Genomic DNA, 18,249 nt, shown 5'->3' with positions numbered 1-18,249 from the left:
AAAGTTAATTAATTTAATGAAATAGTGTCAATCAATCGGACATTGTTGACAAAAACCGCAATGAAAGCACGGTATTTTTTGTTTTGGCTTTTACGAACGCAAGGCAACAAAGTGGCTTCGTCGGCAATTTGAAAGTATTCCAACGCAAAAGCAGGATGTTTGGCAAAGCTTTTTTGAACCCATTGGGTAACTTCGGCTGCCGATTTTTGAGCAAACAATTTTCGGCTTTCTTTTAATATTTTATAAATGATGGCGGCTTCTTTTCGTTCGGTATCCGTCAGTCTTTCGTTTCTAGAGCTCATGGCCAGGCCGTTGGGTTCTCTTAAAATCGGGCAGCCAATTACAGTGACCGGAAGTTTTTCTTTTGCAGTCATTTTTTTTACGATTTGCAACTGTTGGAAATCCTTCTCGCCAAAATAGGCATTGGTGGGTTTTACAATTTCGAATAATCGTTTTACTATCGTGCCTACGCCGTTAAAATGACCGGGACGAAATTGTCCTTCCATTTGGTGTTCCAATCCGTCAAAATTAAAAGATTCCGAAACGGTGTTGCCTTGATAAATGTCGTCTACACTAGGAGCAAACACTATAATTTTATCAGAAACAGTTTTAATTTTGGCCACATCGGCTTCTAAGGTTCTGGGGTATTTGGCCAAATCATCGGCGTTGTTAAACTGTGTTGGGTTGACAAAAATACTGATGACGGTCAAATCGTTATTCGCCACAGCTGCTCGCAACAAAGACAAATGGCCTTCGTGCAAAGCGCCCATAGTAGGCACAAAACCAATGTTGGTAGTGGCTTTTGAAACAGCAGCTAAATGAGCAACTAATTCATTTTGATTGTTAAAAATGAGCATTGGCTTTGGTAAATGAGTTGCAAACTTACTATTTTCATAAATAACTGCATAAATTTTTGTACTTTTGCCTGTTTTTTATTGCCAATAAATAAAGTTACAAAAATTATGGAAGATAAGAGGATATTGTATGTATCATCTGAAGTGGTGCCTTACTTGGCTGAAAATGAGGTTTCTTTAATGTCGTATGACGTTCCTAAAATGATTAATGATCAAGGAGGACAAATAAGAATATTTATGCCACGATACGGGAATATCAATGAAAGAAGGCATCAATTACACGAAGTGATTCGTTTGTCCGGAATGAATTTAGTGGTAAACGACTTAGACATGCCTTTGATTATCAAAGTAGCTTCTATTCCTAAAGAAAGAATCCAGGTTTATTTTATCGATAATGACGAGTATTTCAAGCGCAAAGCTACTTTCAGCGATGAAGACGGTGTCTTGTATCCCGATAATGATGAACGCGCTATTTTCTTTGCCAAAGGTGTAGTAGAAACGGTGAAAAAACTCAATTGGGTACCTGATATTATTCATGTTCACGGTTGGATGGCCAGCTTGTTGCCTGTTTATATGAAACATTATTACAAAGACGAGGCCTTGTTTTCGGATACCAAAATTGTAACTTCTGTTTACAGTCAGTCTTTTGACGGGAATTTGGATCAGGAAATGATCAATAAAGTTAAGTTTGACAATATCCCTGAAGACGCAGTAAAAGAATTGGAAACACCTAATTACGACCATTTGATTATGGCAGCTGTAAAACACTCCGATGGCGTGATTATAGCGTCTGACAATGTATCGGCAAGTTTAACAAAATTTATAGAATCTTCAGAGAAACCTTTTTTACCTTTCACCCCGAAAGATAAATTCGCGGAAGCATACACGCAGTTTTACAAAACCATGCTTTCATAAAAATTACTACATTTTATGTTTAAAAAATCATTTTTACAACAGTTCGCATTAGGGCTTACCGCTTTGACTTTATTGGTGTCATGTGACAAAGATTATAACGAAATCGGAACCGATATTGTAGGCGACGATCATTTTGGATTTGAATTGTACAGCGGCGCTACTGTTAAAGCATACAACCAAAAGTTAGGGCCAATAGCGTCTAACAATTTACCGATTAATGCACTCGGATTTTATGAAAACCCTGCTTTCGGAACTACACAAGCTAATTTTGTGACACAAGTAGAATTAGGAACTTCTGATCCTCAATTTAACAATATTGATCCTGAAGATTACGATACTCAACCTACTGCAATTGACAGTGTTGTATTAGATATTCCTTATTTCAGTACGTTTTTAGATGAAGATGAGGACGGTGTTAAAACCTATGACTTGGATTCTATTTACGGCAATCCTGAATCAAAGTTCAAATTAAGTGTTTACCAATCTAACTACTATTTAAGAGATTTAGATCCGACACAGTCTTTAGGGGAACAACAATTGTTTTATACCGATATGAATACTGAAATTGACAATTTCAAAGTTCCGACCTTGTTGAATGATTTACCTACAACAGACCCTCAGAATTTAAACGGTCAACAAAATGCCCAATTCTTTTTTGATAAAAGAGAGCACAGAACCGTAACTTTAAATGATGATGGAGAAGAAGTGGAAACCCGATTTGCGCCATCGATGCGATTGCATTTAAACAAAGCTGTTTTTACCAATTTAATTTTAAATGCCCCAACGGGACAGTTGGCCAACAACCAAGTTTTCAAAAACTATTTCAGAGGCTTGTACTTTAAAACAGAAAGTATTGGAAATGCCGGCAGTATGGCGATGCTTAACTTCAAAGGCGGTAAAATTACCATTTACTACAATGAAGACAAGGCAAGTACTGTAGACGGCGCAACGGTGTATAAAAGAGTCAACAAAACTTTGGCGCTGAATTTAACCGGAAACTCTGTAAGCCTGCTCAACAACAGTAATGAAAATACTGATTATTTGAACACTACGGCCAATAACACGCAAGAAGCTTCTACCTTATACCTAAAAGGAGGCGAAGGTTCAATGGCGGTCATTGATGTATTCGGTCCTGATGCTGATAACAATGGTATTGCCGATGAAATTGAGGCTATCAAAGCCAATGGTTGGATGATTAATGAAGCCAACCTGACTTTTTACATCGACAGAACAGCAATGGCAAACACGGGTATTTCCGAGCCTAATCGTATCTTTTTATACGATTTGAACAACAAAAGACCATTGGTGGATTATTCTTTTGATTTTTCATCTAACGCAACTTATCCTAAATTTAATAAATTTGTCCACGGCGGCATCATCGAAAAAGAAGAGGTTGACAATGGAAGAGGAATCAAGTATAAGGTCAGAATCACCAATCATTTAAGGAATTTAATCAACAACGATTCCACTAATGTCAGATTAGGATTGTCGGTTACAGAAAGTATCAATAATGTTGCGTTTTCTAAATTGAAAACACCTAATGCTAACGTTATTAGTGCGCCAAGTATGTCGGTGGCAAACCCTTTGGGGACTATTCTTTACGGATCTCACTCTTCTGTACCGGAGGATAAAAGACTAAAAATTCAAATTTATTATACCAAACCAGATTAATATATAAAGTTATGTGTGGAATTGTTGGCTACATCGGATACCGTGAAGCGTATCCTATAGTAATAAAAGGTTTAAAAAGACTAGAATACCGAGGTTACGACAGCGCGGGTATTATGCTTTACGATGGGAATGATGTTGCCATTTCAAAAACCAAAGGTAAAGTATCTGACTTGGAAGAAAAATCCAAAGCATTGTCCGAATCCAAAGCCACAATCGGTATGGGACACACACGTTGGGCAACGCATGGCGTGCCTAATGATGTAAACTCACATCCACACGTATCTAATTCCGGCAACTTAGTGATCATTCACAACGGAATTATCGAAAACTATGAGCCGTTAAAGAAAGAATTAATCAAAAGAGGCTACACTTTTACTTCGGATACTGATACAGAAGTGTTGGTAAACCTTATTGAAGATGTACAAAAGAAAGACAATCTGAAAATAGGGAAGGCCGTTCAGGTCGCTTTAAATCAGGTGGTTGGGGCTTATGCGATTTGTGTTTTTGACAAACAGAAACCGGATGAAATTATAGTGGCCCGATTGGGAAGCCCGCTAGCCATTGGATTAGGAGAAAATGAGTTTTTTATCGCTTCAGATGCTTCTCCGTTTATCGAATACACTTCCAACGCCATCTATTTAGAAGACGAAGAAATGGCTATTGTAAGACTACACAAGCCACTTAAAATAAGAAAAATCAAAGATGATTCTTTGGTTGATCCATACGTACAAGAGTTGCAAATGAATTTGGAACAAATTGAAAAAGGTGGATACGATCATTTCATGCTCAAAGAAATCTACGAGCAACCTAATGTTATTAAAGATACCTATCGCGGCCGATTGTTGGCCAATCAGGGCATCATACAAATGGCCGGTGTAGAAGACAATATCGAAAGATTCCTCAATGCACAAAGAATTCTAATCATCGCTTGCGGAACCTCATGGCACGCCGGTTTGGTGGCTGAATACGTCATCGAGGAGTTTGCCAGAATCCCCGTGGAAGTAGAATATGCTTCGGAGTTCCGATACCGCAATCCTATCATCAACAAAGAAGACGTGGTGATTGCCATCTCTCAATCGGGTGAAACAGCCGATACCTTAGCCGCTATCAAATTGGCTAAAGAAAAAGGGGCTTTTGTTTTCGGAGTTTGTAATGTGGTAGGTTCTTCTATTTCCAGAGAAACACATGCAGGAGCTTACACACATGCCGGACCGGAAATTGGTGTGGCTTCTACCAAAGCATTTACAACTCAAATTACCGTATTGACTATGTTAGCTTTGCGTTTGGCTAAAGCAAAAGGAACTTTATCGAATTCGGATTTCCACCGCTATTTACAAGAATTGGAAGTGATCCCGGAAAAAGTAGCTGAAGCGTTAGAGTCGAATGAGACTGCAAAGGAAATTGCTGAAAAGTTTAAAGACGCCAGCAACTGTTTGTATTTGGGTAGAGGCTATAATTTCCCGGTAGCTTTGGAAGGTGCCTTAAAGTTAAAAGAGATTTCATACATCCACGCCGAGGGTTATCCGGCAGCCGAAATGAAACACGGTCCAATTGCCCTAATCGACGAACAAATGCCGGTTGTGGTTATTGCTCCTAAACAAGGGCATTACGATAAAGTGGTCAGCAATATTCAGGAAATCAAATCCCGTAGCGGTAAAATTATTGCTGTTGTCACTAAAGGTGATGTGCAAGTGAAACAATTAGCCGATCACATTATTGAAATTCCGGAAACTTCAGATGCGCTATCTCCGTTGATTACGACTATTCCATTACAATTATTGTCGTACCACATTGCTGTTTTACGAGGCTGTAACGTGGATCAACCCAGAAATTTAGCCAAATCGGTGACTGTTGAATAGTAATATTTGTACTACAATATAAAGGTTTAAGCGAGATTTGTTCTCGCTTTTTTTTTACCTTGAATTTATCATAAATTTAACAGAATATTCATTTTGTATGTGTGCATAGTATTTTTTTTATCGATTGGGCGAAAACATTAAAAAATGCGTAACAATTTTATATTTTATCATATTGTTGATAATCAGGTGTTGCAATACATTATTCTTAAAAACTAAGCTTGTTTTTTGACAATTGAAAAAAAATATTTGTACATTGGCTACTTAAACCAACAAAATTTAAAACCAAATGAAGATTTATTTATTTATCGTTTCATTGTTTTTTTGCGGTATCACCTACGCGCAAACTTCAATATCCGGTTCGGTAAAAGACAGTAAAAACCAACCGGTTCCCGGTGCCAACGTTAAAGTGGTTGGCGATAGTGCCGGAACAGTTACCGACGGCGATGGTAATTTTAGTTTGTCTACAACAAAAAAACCACCTTTTGACATCGAAATTTCCAGTGTGGGTTACGGTTCTACTACTGCTACAGTAACCGCCGCCAACCAAAAAATCACAGTGTCTTTGTCAGAGAAAGAAACGCAATTAGACGAGATTGTAGTGTCGGCTTCCAGAGCTCCTGAGAAAGTCCGAGAATCTCCGGTAACCATCGAGAGAATGACTATCAAAGATGTGAAGAAAACAGCTTCTCCGACTTTTTACGATGGTTTAGAGAACTTGAAAGAAGTTCAAATGAATACCAGTAGTATGTCGTTTAAATCCATCAATACCCGTGGTTTTGCTACTGTAGCCAATACCCGTTTTATGCAATTGGTGGATGGTATGGACAACTCTTCTCCGTTATTAAACTTTGTGTTAGGTAACTTGATTGGAGTATCTGATATTGATGTGGCCAGCGTTGAGCTTTTACCGGGTGCTTCATCAGCATTATATGGTGCCAACGCGTTCAACGGTATTTTGTTTATGAACAGTAAAAGTCCATTCAAATACCAAGGGATTTCTACCTATGTAAAATATGGTCAAACCAACCAAAAAGCGGCTGGTGCGAACGAATATTACGACTATGGTGTAAGAGCGGCACACAAATTCAATGATTATTTTGCAGCCAAAGCCAACTTCACTTACATGAGAGGTACCGATTGGTGGGCAACCGATTATACTGATAAAACAGTAGAAGGAAGAGACAGAAGTCACCACAATTATAACGGTATGAACGTTTATGGTGACGAAGCTACTACGAACATTAGAAGTGTTGGACAGTCATTGGTTAACTTAGGTTTATTACCGGCATCTGCCTTGAATGTTTTACCTAACGAGAATGTTTCAAGAACTGGTTACAACGAAGTAGATTTAACGGATAATAAAGTTAGAAATGCTAAAATCGACTTCTCTTTACACGCCAGACCTTTCGGTAACGAAAACTTTGAAATTATTTGGCAAAGTAAATTTGGTTTCGGGAACTCTGTTTACCAAGGGGCTAACCGTTATTACTTGAACGGCTTCCAAATGCAACAACACAAATTGGAGTTCACCGGGAAAAACTTCTTCGTTAGAGGATATTACACTACAGAAGACGGTGGTAAATCATACGATATGTTATTCACCGGATTAAACATCAACAGAGCTTGGAAACCGGATGCTACATGGTTCGGTCAATATGCCGGAGCTTTTGTTCAATCTACTTTAGCCGGTGCTACACCAACTCAAGCACACTTAGCAGCAAGAGCAACAGCAGATAACGGAAGATTTTTACCGGGTACACCGGAATTCCAAAATGCATTCAATCAGGTCACTTCTGATCCAAATGTATTAACAGGATCTAAATTGGTGGACAATTCTAAAATTTACCACTCAGATGCTAACTATAACTTTAGAGATTTAATCAAATTTGCTGAAATTCAAGTAGGTGGTTCTTACCGCAGATACGACTTGAATTCTTTCGGAAGAATTTACACTGATACACCACAATTCGGAGGCATCAAGTACGATGAATATGGTGTTTATTCTCAAGTTCAGAAAAAATTCATGGAAGACAGATTGAAATTTACCGGTTCGGTTCGTTACGATAAAGCGGAAAATTTCGACGGAAACTATTCCCCAAGAGTATCTTTTGTATACAGTGCAGGAGAAGCTAAAAATCACATCTTCAGAGCGTCATTCCAAACCGGTTTCCGTAACCCGACTACACAAGATCAATACATCGGATTCAACGTTGGAAATGCTATCTTATTAGGTTCAGCTCCGGACAACTTAACCCGTTACGAAGAAACTTTACCGGTAACATCACCGCTAGGGCAAGCCTTAGTAGGAACAAGTACTACCATCAATGGTAACAATGCTTACTACAACTCTTATACAGCGCAATCTGCAACTGCCTTTGCAGCCTTAGCACCGTCTAACCCGGTAGCAGCTGCGGCTTTATTGGTAAGAACAAATGTAGATTTAGTAAAACCTGAAACTGTAAAAGCATTTGAATTAGGATACAGAGGTGAAGTAAAAGGATTTACTTACGACATCAACGGATACTATAACATTTACAACGATTTCATCGGTAACTTAACCGTTGTGGCGCCTTTGTATGGTACAGCACAAGACGCTCCGGATCTTACTTTAGGTGCTTCTAATCCTGGCGTTCAATCGGTTGATGCATTGGTAACCGGAAACACCAGAGCGTTCCAATTGTACACCAATACCGATATCGAAATCAAATCAATTGGATTTGGTGTAGGTTTGGCAAAAAAACTACCTAAAAACTTTGAGGTATCAGCCAACTATAACTATGCAGAGTTCAACTTTGATCAGGCTAAAGATCCAAGCTTCGAAGCCGGTTTCAATACGCCTAAACACCGTGTGAAAGCCACTATCAGCAATGATAATTTATTCAAAAACTTCGGCTTCAACATCAGTGGAAGATGGAGTGATGAATACAAATGGGAATCGACTTTTGCTGACGGTATGATTGATGCCGCTACCGTAATTGATGCACAAATCAGCTACTTGGTACCAAGTATCAAATCTACTTTCAAATTGGGAGCTACCAACATTGGCGGTAAAGAATACAGACAGCTTCTTGGGCCTGGATTAATCGGTCAACAATATTTCTTGTCATTAACTGTTAATCCGTAATTATCAATCAGACTTAAAATATAATACTATGATAAAAAATTTCAAATGGTTACTATTGGTTTCATTAACCTTTGTAGCATGTAATAGTGATGATGAGCCTTTTGTAGATCCTAATTCTACAGACGGAACACCATTAACCGCAGGATCTGCCGATTTCTCAAAATATGTGGCTTTAGGGAATTCCTTAACAGCCGGATATGCTGATAATGCGCTATTCATTGCGGGACAACAAGGGTCGTATCCAAGTATCTTGGCCAGCCAGTTTGCTTTGGTAGGCGGCGGGGAATTTAAAATTCCTTTTATGGCGGATAATACAGGAGGACTATTGTTGGGAGGCAATCCAATTGCCGGAACCAGATTGTACTTTAACGGAAGTGCTCCGGCTTCAGTGCCTGGTGTGCCTACTACTGAAGTAACCAATGTGTTGTCAGGACCATTCAATAATATGGGTGTGCCTGGGGCAAAAAGTTTCCACTTATTGTCTACTTCCTATGGAAATCCTGCCGGTATCGGAAGTTACGCTAACCCGTACTTTGTACGTTTCGCTTCTTCTACTTCTGCCTCAGTGATTGGTGACGCTGTCGCGCAAAGTCCGACTTTCTTCTCGCTTTGGATTGGAAACAACGACGTGTTGGCTTATGCTACCTCTGGTGGTACCGGAGTGAACCAAACCGGAAACTTAAATCCGGCTACTTACGGAGCTAACGACATCACCGACCCTAATGTGTTTGCCAGTGTTTACACCGGTTTAGTAGATCAGTTAACCGCTAATGGAGCTAAAGGAGTAGTGGCCAACTTGCCTTATGTAACGACCATTCCATACTTTACTACAGTGCCTTACAATCCTGTTGCACTTAACGCAACAACAGCGGCTCAATTGAATGCCGGTTATACTGCCTATAACAACGGTTTGTTGTTTGCGCAATCTAACGGTTTATTAAGCGCTGCTGAAGTAGCCAGAAGAACCATTTCTTTCTCGGCTTCCAGCACCAATCCGGTGGTTATTGTAGACAGTTATTTGACTAACCTTTCCGGTTTCGGAATCCCTTCTTACCGTATGGCTACCAGCGAAGATTTAATCGTGTTGCCGGCCAGAACATTTATTGGTACTACAGTGGGTGGAAATCCGGCTCAAGTAAACGGAGTATCTGTTCCTTTGGCCGACAGTTGGGTGTTGTCTAAAGATGAAATCCAAGAAGTTAGAGTGGCTACTGATGCTTACAACAGCGCTATTGAGTCTATCGCTCAAACCAAAGGATTGGCTTTTGTAAATGCTAATGCTTTACAAACGCAAATTGCAACTGGTGGTATTGCCGCTAACAATGTTAATGTTACTTCAGCCTACGTAACCGGAGGTGGATTCTCATTAGATGGTGTGCATCCAAGTCCAAGAGGGTATGCGTTAATTGCCAACAAATTCTTAGAGGCTATCAATGAAACATACGGCTCTAATTTTAAAGGAGTAAACATAGGATTGTACCGAATTCTATACCCAATGGATCCGGCTAATTTCTAACCTAACCAATTTTTTCAAATACACAAAAACCACTTGCTATGTCAGGTGGTTTTTGCTTTTTACGCAGTGATGGTTCTTTTGAGAAACAGAATTATCAAAAAATAAGAAAAAAACTCTTGCCAAAGATTGATTTTTTAAAATAGAAAATTTACCTTTGCGCACTGAAAAAAGAGGTATTTTTTTCAAACCTAAATAGCTATTTAATAAATACATAAACAATGTCTAAAGCAATAGGAAAAGTTTCGCAAATCATCGGTCCCGTAGTTGACGTAGTATTTGATACTAAAGATGTTGAGTTGCCAAAAATTTACGACTCATTAGAAATCATTAATAAAAATGGTTCAAAATTAATTCTTGAAGTTCAATCTCACATTGGTGAAAACACGGTGCGTACCATCTCTATGGACTCAACCGACGGTTTGAGCAGAGGTACTGATGTACACGCTACAGGGGCACCTATACAAATGCCAATCGGAGCTGATATCTACGGAAGATTATTTAATGTTGTAGGAGATGCTATCGACGGTTTAGGAGATTTACCAAAAGATGGTGCTAACGGGATGCCTATCCACAAACAAGCACCTAAGTTCGAAGACTTGTCTACTTCAACCGAAGTTTTATTCACCGGAATCAAAGTAATCGATTTGATCGAGCCTTACGCAAAAGGAGGAAAAATTGGTTTGTTCGGTGGTGCCGGAGTAGGTAAAACAGTATTGATTCAGGAATTGATTAACAATATCGCCAAAGGTCACGGTGGTCTTTCTGTATTCGCAGGAGTAGGAGAAAGAACTCGTGAAGGAAATGACTTGCTTCGTGAGATGTTAGAGTCAGGCATTATCAAATACGGAGAAGATTTCATGCACTCTATGGAAAATGGAGGATGGGATTTATCTAAAGTTGACAAACCGGGCATGAGAGAGTCTAAAGCTACTTTCGTATTCGGACAAATGAATGAGCCACCTGGAGCTCGTGCTCGTGTAGCGCTTTCAGGATTATCTATCGCGGAATACTTCCGTGACGGAGCCGGTTCAGACCAAGGAAAAGACGTATTGTTTTTCGTAGACAACATCTTCCGTTTTACCCAAGCAGGTTCTGAGGTATCCGCGTTGTTAGGACGTATGCCTTCAGCGGTAGGTTACCAACCAACTTTGGCTACTGAGATGGGTGCGATGCAAGAGCGTATTACGTCAACTAAAAAAGGATCTATTACTTCTGTACAGGCGGTTTACGTACCTGCGGATGACTTAACGGATCCGGCACCGGCTACAACCTTTGCCCACTTAGATGCTACAACAGTATTGTCTCGTAAAATTGCTGAGTTAGGGATTTATCCTGCAGTAGATCCATTGGATTCTACTTCACGTATCTTAACGCCGCTAATCTTAGGTAACGAGCACTACGATTGTGCCCAAAGAGTAAAAGAGATTCTTCAAAAATACAAACAGTTACAAGACATCATCGCCATCTTAGGTATGGAAGAGTTATCAGAAGATGATAAATTAGCCGTATCTCGTGCGCGTCGTGTACAACGTTTCTTGTCTCAACCGTTCCACGTAGCGGAGCAGTTTACCGGTATCCCAGGGGTATTGGTTGATATCAAAGACACCATCAAAGGATTCAACATGATCATCGACGGTGAATTAGATCACTTACCGGAAGCAGCTTTCAACTTGAAAGGAACCATCGAAGACGTTATCGAGGCCGGACAAAAAATGTTAGCAGAAGCGTAATCAATTATGAATTACGAATTACGAATGAATAATTTTCGTAATTCGTAATTTCAAATTCGTAATTAAAATTTTATGATTTTAGAAATAGTATCACCGGAAGCTACCTTGTTCAAAGGCGAAGTAACCTCAGTTTCCCTACCGGGTGTTGACGGTTCCTTCCAAATCTTGAACAACCACGCGCCTATAGTTTCTATCTTAAAACAAGGCACCGTAAAATTGGCTGCTAACAGTTTTAAGTTCGACAAAGATGTAGCCGATAAGTTTACCAAAGTAAATGATCAAAACTACACTTTGGAAATCAATTCGGGAACTATCGAAATGAAAGACAACAAAGTAATCGTGTTAGCCGACTAATCCGATTCACTATACTTAAAGAACCCAATCTTGTAAAAGGTTGGGTTTTTTTATGGGGAGCTATTCCGGCTGTCCACTGTATCTTTTTATTTCGTTTTGCAAACAAAATGAAAAGGATGCCGTTCCCATCCGGGCTAAAAACCACTCTCCTTTCCTTATATTTGTAGTCATGGAACTGCCAAAATCCCTTCAAGCCAAACTCCAACAGCGCCAAGCCAACAACGCCTTGCGTCAATTGCCCAAAGCCAAGTCTTTAGTCGATTTCGCGTCTAACGATTACATCGGCTTTGCGCATAACGAAAACCTCTTTCACCAAACGCATCAGTATCTTTTAGCCCATAATATCAAAACCAATGGCGCCACCGGTTCCCGCTTAATCTCCGGCAATCATAATTTGTATGAAGTTACCGAGAACTTTATCGCCCAATTCCACCAAGCGGAAGCCGCTTTAATTTTCAACTCAGGTTACGACGCCAATGTGGGCTTTTTCAGCAGTGTTCCGCAACGCAACGATATTATCCTGTACGACGAATTGTGTCACGCTTCCATCCGCGACGGCATCCAAATGAGTCACGCCAAAGCGTATAAATTCAGTCACAATGATTTTGAGAATCTAGCGGGATTACTCAAACGATGTCAAACTGAGCCTGTCGAAGTTTATGTGGTGACCGAAAGTGTTTTCTCCATGGACGGCGATTCACCTAATTTGGAAGTACTTACCCAACTCGCCCAAAAATACAAGGCCTACTTAGTGGTCGATGAAGCCCATGCACTCGGCGTATTCGGAGAACATGGCGAAGGCCTAGTCCAAAGCTCCGGATTACAAGACCAAGTCTTTGCGCGCATCATGACCTTCGGCAAAGGATTAGGTTGTCACGGAGCTGCTATTTTAGGCAGTGCCGAACTCAAAAGCTACTTAGTCAACTTTGCCCGCAGTTTTATTTATACTACCGGCTTGTCTCCGCACAGTGTGGCTACCATTTTAGTGGCTTACCAACATTTAGCAAAAGAAAAGGAAACTCTGGCATTGCTGAAAAATAATATCATTTTCTTCAATCAAGAGAAATTGCGATTAGGATTAAAACCAATGTTTGTGTATTCCAAATCCGCTATACAATCCGCCATCATACCCGGCAATGATAAAGTAAAACACATCGCTACACAATTGCAACAACACGGCTTCGATGTCAAACCCATCTTGTCACCAACCGTACCCGAAGGCCAAGAACGCCTCCGCTTTTGCCTGCACAGCTACAATTCCGAAATGGAAATCTTGAATGTGTTGGAATTGTTAGCTACCTTTGTGTTTTAGCCACGGATGAAACAGATTTTACTGATTTATACAGTTTGCAAATGACAAAATTATTGCACAAACCAATTACTGATGGTATTTTAAAAGTATATTTTGATGTTTATAATCATTTGGGTTATGGATTTCTAGAGAAAGTTTATAAGAATGCAATGTATTTTGAATTAAAGGAGAAAGGCTATAAAGTTGAAATTGAAAAACCAATTAAAGTTTATTTTAAAGAACAACTTGTAGGGGAATATTATGCAGATTTGGTTGTGGAAGATAAAGTAATAGTTGAATTAAAAGCAACTCAATTAATTATGAATGTCCATGTAGCTCAAACAATCAATTATCTTAAAGCTACTCCAATTGAAGTTGGCTTACTGTTAAATTTCGGTGAAGAACCCGAGTTTAAAAGGCTAATTTATATTAATGAAAAAAAAAATAATTTAAAAAATCAGTGATAATCCGTTCAATCCGTTTTATCCGTGGCTAATTATATGAAACTATTCATCACAGGTATCGGTACCGATGTAGGGAAAACAGTCGCTTCCGCCATAGTAACACAAGCTTTGGAAGCCGACTATTGGAAACCCGTTCAAGCAGGCGATTTGGAACTTTCCGACACGCACAAAGTCAAAAACCTTATTTCTTGTCACACTGAGCGAAGTCGAAGTGCTAATTCCCAATTCCATCCCAACGCCTATGCGCTCAACACGCCGGCCAGTCCGCACTTAGCCGCCGAGTTAGACGGAATTACCATCGATTTAAATCAAATCAAAGAACCCGTGACGAACAATCACTTGGTTATTGAAGGCGCCGGCGGGATATTAGTTCCGCTCAACAATACCGATTGTATCATCGATTTAATCCGTCCCGATTATAAAGTCATTGTCGTGTCTCGACATTATTTAGGCAGTATCAACCATACCTTAATGACTATCGAAGCGCTTAAAAACCGAAAAATTACCGTAGCCGGGATTATTTTTTCAGGTGATGAAAACCAAGCTACAGAAACCATCATTCTCAACAAAACCGGAGTTAAATTGATTGGCCGAATTGACAATGAACCCTACTTCGACGCCAATGTGATTGCCTATTACGCCGATAAGTTTCGAGACAACTTGACGCGCTTGTAAATCTGAAATCAAAAATCGTTAATCAACAATCTTCACGCCCAATGACACTATCCGAAAAAGACCAACTATACAACTGGCATCCCTACACCCAACACAAAACCACCGGGCCTTTACCGGCTATTGTAAAGGGCGAAGGTGCATTGCTTTGGGATGACAACGGCAAAGAATACATCGACGCCATCGCCTCTTGGTGGGTGAACCCTTTTGGTCACTCTAACAAAGTGATGGCTGAAGCGATTTACAACCAATTGACCACTTTAGAACACGTTTTATTCGGCGGTTTTACCCATAACAAAGCGGTTGAATTATCCGAAAAATTATTGTCGATTTTACCCGCCAACCAAAAGCGTATTTTTTATTCCGATAACGGTTCTACCGCGGTCGAAGTCGCCCTCAAAGCCGCTTTGCAATACAATTACAATCAAGGTTTAAAGCGCACTAAAGTGATTGCTTTTGAAGACGCTTTCCACGGCGATACTTTTGGCGCTATGGCGTCCAGCGGCATTACTTTTTTTACCGAAGCCTTCAAAGGTTCGTTACTCGAAGTGGTGCGCATTCCGGTGCCTGTGCCCGGGAAAGAAACCGAAGCTTTACAAGCGTTGACCCAATTGGTACAAACCAACGAGTTCGCCGCCTTTATCTTCGAACCACTGGTGCAAGGTGCCGCCGGTATGGTCATGTATGAAGCTGCGGTTTTAGACCAAATGATCGCCCTTTGCCAACAACACCAAGTGTTTACCATAGCCGATGAAGTGATGACCGGTTTCGGGAAAACAGGCAAAACTTTTGCTTCAGATTACCTGCAAAACAAACCCGATATGCTTTGCTTGTCCAAAGCCCTAACTGGCGGAACGATTCCGATGGCCATCACTACTTTTACCCAACAAATCTTCGATGGTTTTTACGACAGCGATGTCAACAAAGCCCTGTTTCACGGCCATACTTTTACCGCTAATCCAACGGGTTGTGCCGCTGCTTTGGCCGCCATCGGTTTGCTGGAAACGCCCGAAATGCAAAACAATATCACCCGCATTAACGCCCAACATTTGTCTTTTGCCCAAAAAATGCAAAGCCATCCTAAAGTGAAAACCACCCGCGTGCAAGGCGTGATTTTCGCCCTCGAAATCAAAACCGACACCAACGAAAGTTACTATGGTGCCATGCGCATGAAACTCTACAATTTCTTCATCGAACACGGCGTGATTTTGCGACCGGTGGGCAACATCGTTTACATTTTACCGCCGTACATTATTACCACCGAACAACTGGAAAAGGTTTACAATATTGTGGAACAAGCTGTGGAGTTGGTTTAAAAGCTGTGGGTTATAAGTTGCGAGTTGTAGGTTTGGTCTTCGACAAGCTCAGACTGACAGCTGCTATTTTTCGAGAGGTTATGCTCAAGACAACAACAATTTCAATTTACAACAATCACAATCGTAAGCACTATTGTCTCCCTGAGCTTGTCGAAGGGCTGATTGAAGTTGAAAGCTGTAACTTACACCCAATGCCAATTGAACTCCCAACGCGTAACCTCTAACTTTCCCCAATAATAACTACCTTTGTTCCACAATAGACTGCCATGTTAACAAACAAAATCGCCATAACCTCGCTAGCTTCTATGTCTCCTTTGGGGAATGAGGCCAACTTGATATGGAAACAATACCTTTCGCCCGAAACACTCATTACTACCCAAGTGTTCGATGGGCAAAGTCGTTTGGTGGCTACCATCCCGCAAGCACTGCGTTTGGAAATCGACGCCTTGCGTAAAGAAGACAGCAAATACAAAGCCCTAGACGAAACCGTGCTCATGGCTATTTTGGCTTCTCGTCAAGCAGTGGCACAAGCCGGTTGGCAATCGGGCGATGTGTTCGGGATCAACATTGGTTCGTCTCGCGGGGCTACGCAACTGTTCGAGAAATACCACAAAGAGTTTATCGAAACCGGCAAAACCGCCACCCTAACTTCGCCTACCACAACCTTGGGAAATATTTCCTCTTGGATTGCCCACGACTTAAAAAGTACCGGTCCCGAAATCTCGCATTCCATTACGTGTTCTACAGCTTTACATGCCGTGTTGAATGCCGTGGCTTGGCTGCAATCGGGGATGGCAACTAAATTTTTAGTAGGCGGCAGCGAAGCACCTTTAACGCCTTTTACCTTGGCGCAAATGCAAGCGTTGAAGATTTATGCAAATCCTGATTGTAGCAATCAAACCAATAAAGAAGCAGATTGTCAGTCTGAGCCTGTCGAAGACCTTTCCCTCAAATACCCTTGTCGCGCCTTCGATTTTACCAAAACCAAAAATACGATGGTCTTGGGCGAAGCCGCTGCTGTAGCCTGTTTGGAAGTAGGCGATAACCCAAAAGCTTTAGGGTACATTACCGGAATGGGCTATGCTACGGACGACTTACAACACAACATTTCCATCTCTGAAGAAGCCTTGTGTTTTCAAAAATCAATGGCGATGGCGTTGGAAAATACACCTTTAGAAGAAGTTGATGCCATAGTCATGCACGCGCCGGGTACGTTGAAAGGCGACACTTCAGAATACAAAGCGATACAAAAAATATTTGGCGATAGCTTGCCGATGCTTACCACCAACAAGTGGAAAATCGGGCACACCTTTGGCGCTTCCGGCATGTTGAACCTCGAATTGGCTTTGCTCATGCTCCAATACCAAACCTTTATCGGGATTCCTTATGTAGCGGAACCTAATCCGAGAAAAACCATCCGCAAAGTACTGCTGAATGCCGTAGGTTTCGGTGGTAATGCGGTGAGTGTTTTGCTTTCAAAGTAGCCCTTCGACAAGCTCAGGGTGACATTGTGCAGCCGATTGTGTTTGGTGTTTGAAATGTAATTTATCTTCTTTTACGAATAAACAATTGATTATACAGTTGTCAGTCTGAGCCTGTCGAAGACCCAAACTCCTTCATCTTCTCATACACCAGCTGACTTTCCCAACCTCTTCGCAATAAGTAATCACAGAATTTTTTATTCTTTTTTTGTCCATCGCGTTCGGTTAAACTATTCCAATGGCGTTGCGCCAAGGTCTCAAAAATCTGATAGTATTCGGTGTCATCAATTTCGCTTAAAGCCGCTTTGATATTGGGTGCCGAAATGTGTCTTTGTTTGAGTTCGTTAACGATTCTGATTTTGCCCCAAGATTTGATACGGTGTTTGCCCCGAGCGAAACTGCGGGCGAAACGTTCTTCGTTCAGGAAATTGTGTTGCAGTAAATGCACAACGATTGCATCAATTTCGTCACTTTTCATGCCCAGTTGGTACAACTTATCCAACACTTCCTGATGGCAACGCTCTTGGTAGGAACAATAATATTCCAGTTTGAGTGTGGCTTCGGCAAGGGTTGGTTTTTCAGGCATAACATCTTGGGAATAGGTGTAAAAGTAACGATTATTTAGAAAATGGAAACCGGTTGCTTTGGATTAGCACACGGATGCCACGGATTATAAAGATTTTCACAATTTTTTTTTAGCCACAGATTTCACAGATTTCACAGATTTCACGGATTTTCTATCTGTGTTTATCCGTAGTATCTGTTTCATCCGTGTTCCAAAGAATTAGTTGTTGACCAGAAGATAATTTCGAGTTCAAAGTTGAATACCAACCCAAAACCCGCAACCCAAAACCCAAAACCCGCAACCCGTAACCCGCAACCCGTAACCCACTCCTTAAACACTTCTTAAAATGCTGTTTTTCAAATCAATACCCTGACATTTCATTGAAAACTTTGCAAGAAACGGAAGCTTTGTAGGGCTTTCGTTTCATTATCGGTAAA

General features: G+C 40.7%; 14 protein-coding genes. 12 read left to right on the top strand and 2 right to left on the bottom strand.

The window, feature by feature from the left end; genetic code table 11:
- Positions 1–8 precede the first annotated feature (8 nt).
- Positions 9–857 carry a pantoate--beta-alanine ligase gene (panC, locus tag SK086_RS01590; protein WP_324689309.1) on the bottom strand — a complete coding sequence of 283 codons (849 nt, stop codon included), beginning with the start codon at positions 855–857 and terminating at the stop codon, positions 9–11.
- A gap of 105 nt (positions 858–962) precedes the next feature.
- Here panC and SK086_RS01585 point away from each other — a divergent pair, with 105 nt between their 5' ends.
- From SK086_RS01585 to SK086_RS01530, 12 genes are all read left to right on the top strand, one after another.
- On the top strand, positions 963–1,769 hold the full coding sequence (locus SK086_RS01585; protein ID WP_324689308.1) for a glycogen/starch synthase: 807 nt from the start codon (positions 963–965) through the stop codon (positions 1,767–1,769).
- A 15-nt stretch (positions 1,770–1,784) separates the two neighbouring features.
- Complete coding sequence (locus SK086_RS01580) at positions 1,785–3,440, top strand: DUF4270 domain-containing protein (protein ID WP_324689307.1); 1,656 nt, start codon at positions 1,785–1,787, stop codon at positions 3,438–3,440.
- A gap of 11 nt (positions 3,441–3,451) precedes the next feature.
- Positions 3,452–5,299 carry a glutamine--fructose-6-phosphate transaminase (isomerizing) gene (gene glmS / locus SK086_RS01575; RefSeq protein WP_324689306.1) on the top strand — a complete coding sequence of 616 codons (1,848 nt, stop codon included), beginning with the start codon at positions 3,452–3,454 and terminating at the stop codon, positions 5,297–5,299.
- Between the two features lie 286 nt (positions 5,300–5,585).
- The gene (locus SK086_RS01570) at positions 5,586–8,423 is read left to right on the top strand and encodes a TonB-dependent receptor domain-containing protein (RefSeq protein ID WP_324689305.1); all 2,838 of its coding nucleotides are present in this window, start codon (positions 5,586–5,588) and stop codon (positions 8,421–8,423) included.
- 28 nt (positions 8,424–8,451) lie between these two features.
- Positions 8,452–9,939, top strand: a complete 1,488-nt coding sequence (locus tag SK086_RS01565; protein ID WP_324689304.1) for an SGNH/GDSL hydrolase family protein — start codon at positions 8,452–8,454, stop codon at positions 9,937–9,939.
- Between the two features lie 218 nt (positions 9,940–10,157).
- Positions 10,158–11,669 carry a F0F1 ATP synthase subunit beta gene (atpD, locus tag SK086_RS01560; protein ID WP_290873376.1) on the top strand — a complete coding sequence of 504 codons (1,512 nt, stop codon included), beginning with the start codon at positions 10,158–10,160 and terminating at the stop codon, positions 11,667–11,669.
- A 72-nt stretch (positions 11,670–11,741) separates the two neighbouring features.
- Positions 11,742–12,023, top strand: coding sequence for a F0F1 ATP synthase subunit epsilon (locus SK086_RS01555; RefSeq protein ID WP_290873372.1), 282 nt, complete (start codon positions 11,742–11,744; stop codon positions 12,021–12,023).
- 169 nt (positions 12,024–12,192) lie between these two features.
- The gene (locus SK086_RS01550; protein ID WP_324689303.1) at positions 12,193–13,335 is read left to right on the top strand and encodes an aminotransferase class I/II-fold pyridoxal phosphate-dependent enzyme; all 1,143 of its coding nucleotides are present in this window, start codon (positions 12,193–12,195) and stop codon (positions 13,333–13,335) included.
- Between the two features lie 41 nt (positions 13,336–13,376).
- A complete protein-coding gene (locus SK086_RS01545) occupies positions 13,377–13,778 on the top strand; it encodes a GxxExxY protein (protein WP_324689301.1) in 402 nt (133 codons plus the stop codon).
- Positions 13,779–13,814: 36 nt separating this feature from the next.
- Positions 13,815–14,453, top strand: a complete 639-nt coding sequence (bioD, locus tag SK086_RS01540; protein WP_324689296.1) for a dethiobiotin synthase — start codon at positions 13,815–13,817, stop codon at positions 14,451–14,453.
- A gap of 41 nt (positions 14,454–14,494) precedes the next feature.
- The gene (gene bioA, locus SK086_RS01535; RefSeq protein WP_324689294.1) at positions 14,495–15,766 is read left to right on the top strand and encodes an adenosylmethionine--8-amino-7-oxononanoate transaminase; all 1,272 of its coding nucleotides are present in this window, start codon (positions 14,495–14,497) and stop codon (positions 15,764–15,766) included.
- A 266-nt stretch (positions 15,767–16,032) separates the two neighbouring features.
- Positions 16,033–17,250 carry a beta-ketoacyl synthase N-terminal-like domain-containing protein gene (locus tag SK086_RS01530; protein ID WP_324689292.1) on the top strand — a complete coding sequence of 406 codons (1,218 nt, stop codon included), beginning with the start codon at positions 16,033–16,035 and terminating at the stop codon, positions 17,248–17,250.
- A 100-nt stretch (positions 17,251–17,350) separates the two neighbouring features.
- On the opposite strand, the gene SK086_RS01525 is transcribed toward SK086_RS01530, so the two are convergent.
- Positions 17,351–17,833: a regulatory protein RecX gene (locus SK086_RS01525; protein ID WP_324689290.1), complete on the bottom strand. Its 483-nt coding sequence runs from the start codon at positions 17,831–17,833 to the stop codon at positions 17,351–17,353.
- Positions 17,834–18,249: the final 416 nt, after the last annotated feature.

This window comes from Flavobacterium cheonhonense (assembly GCF_035671315.1).
Lineage (GTDB): Bacteria > Bacteroidota > Bacteroidia > Flavobacteriales > Flavobacteriaceae > Flavobacterium > Flavobacterium cheonhonense.
Note: the sequence above shows the minus strand (reverse complement) of the source record. Positions and strands in the feature narration are given on the sequence as shown.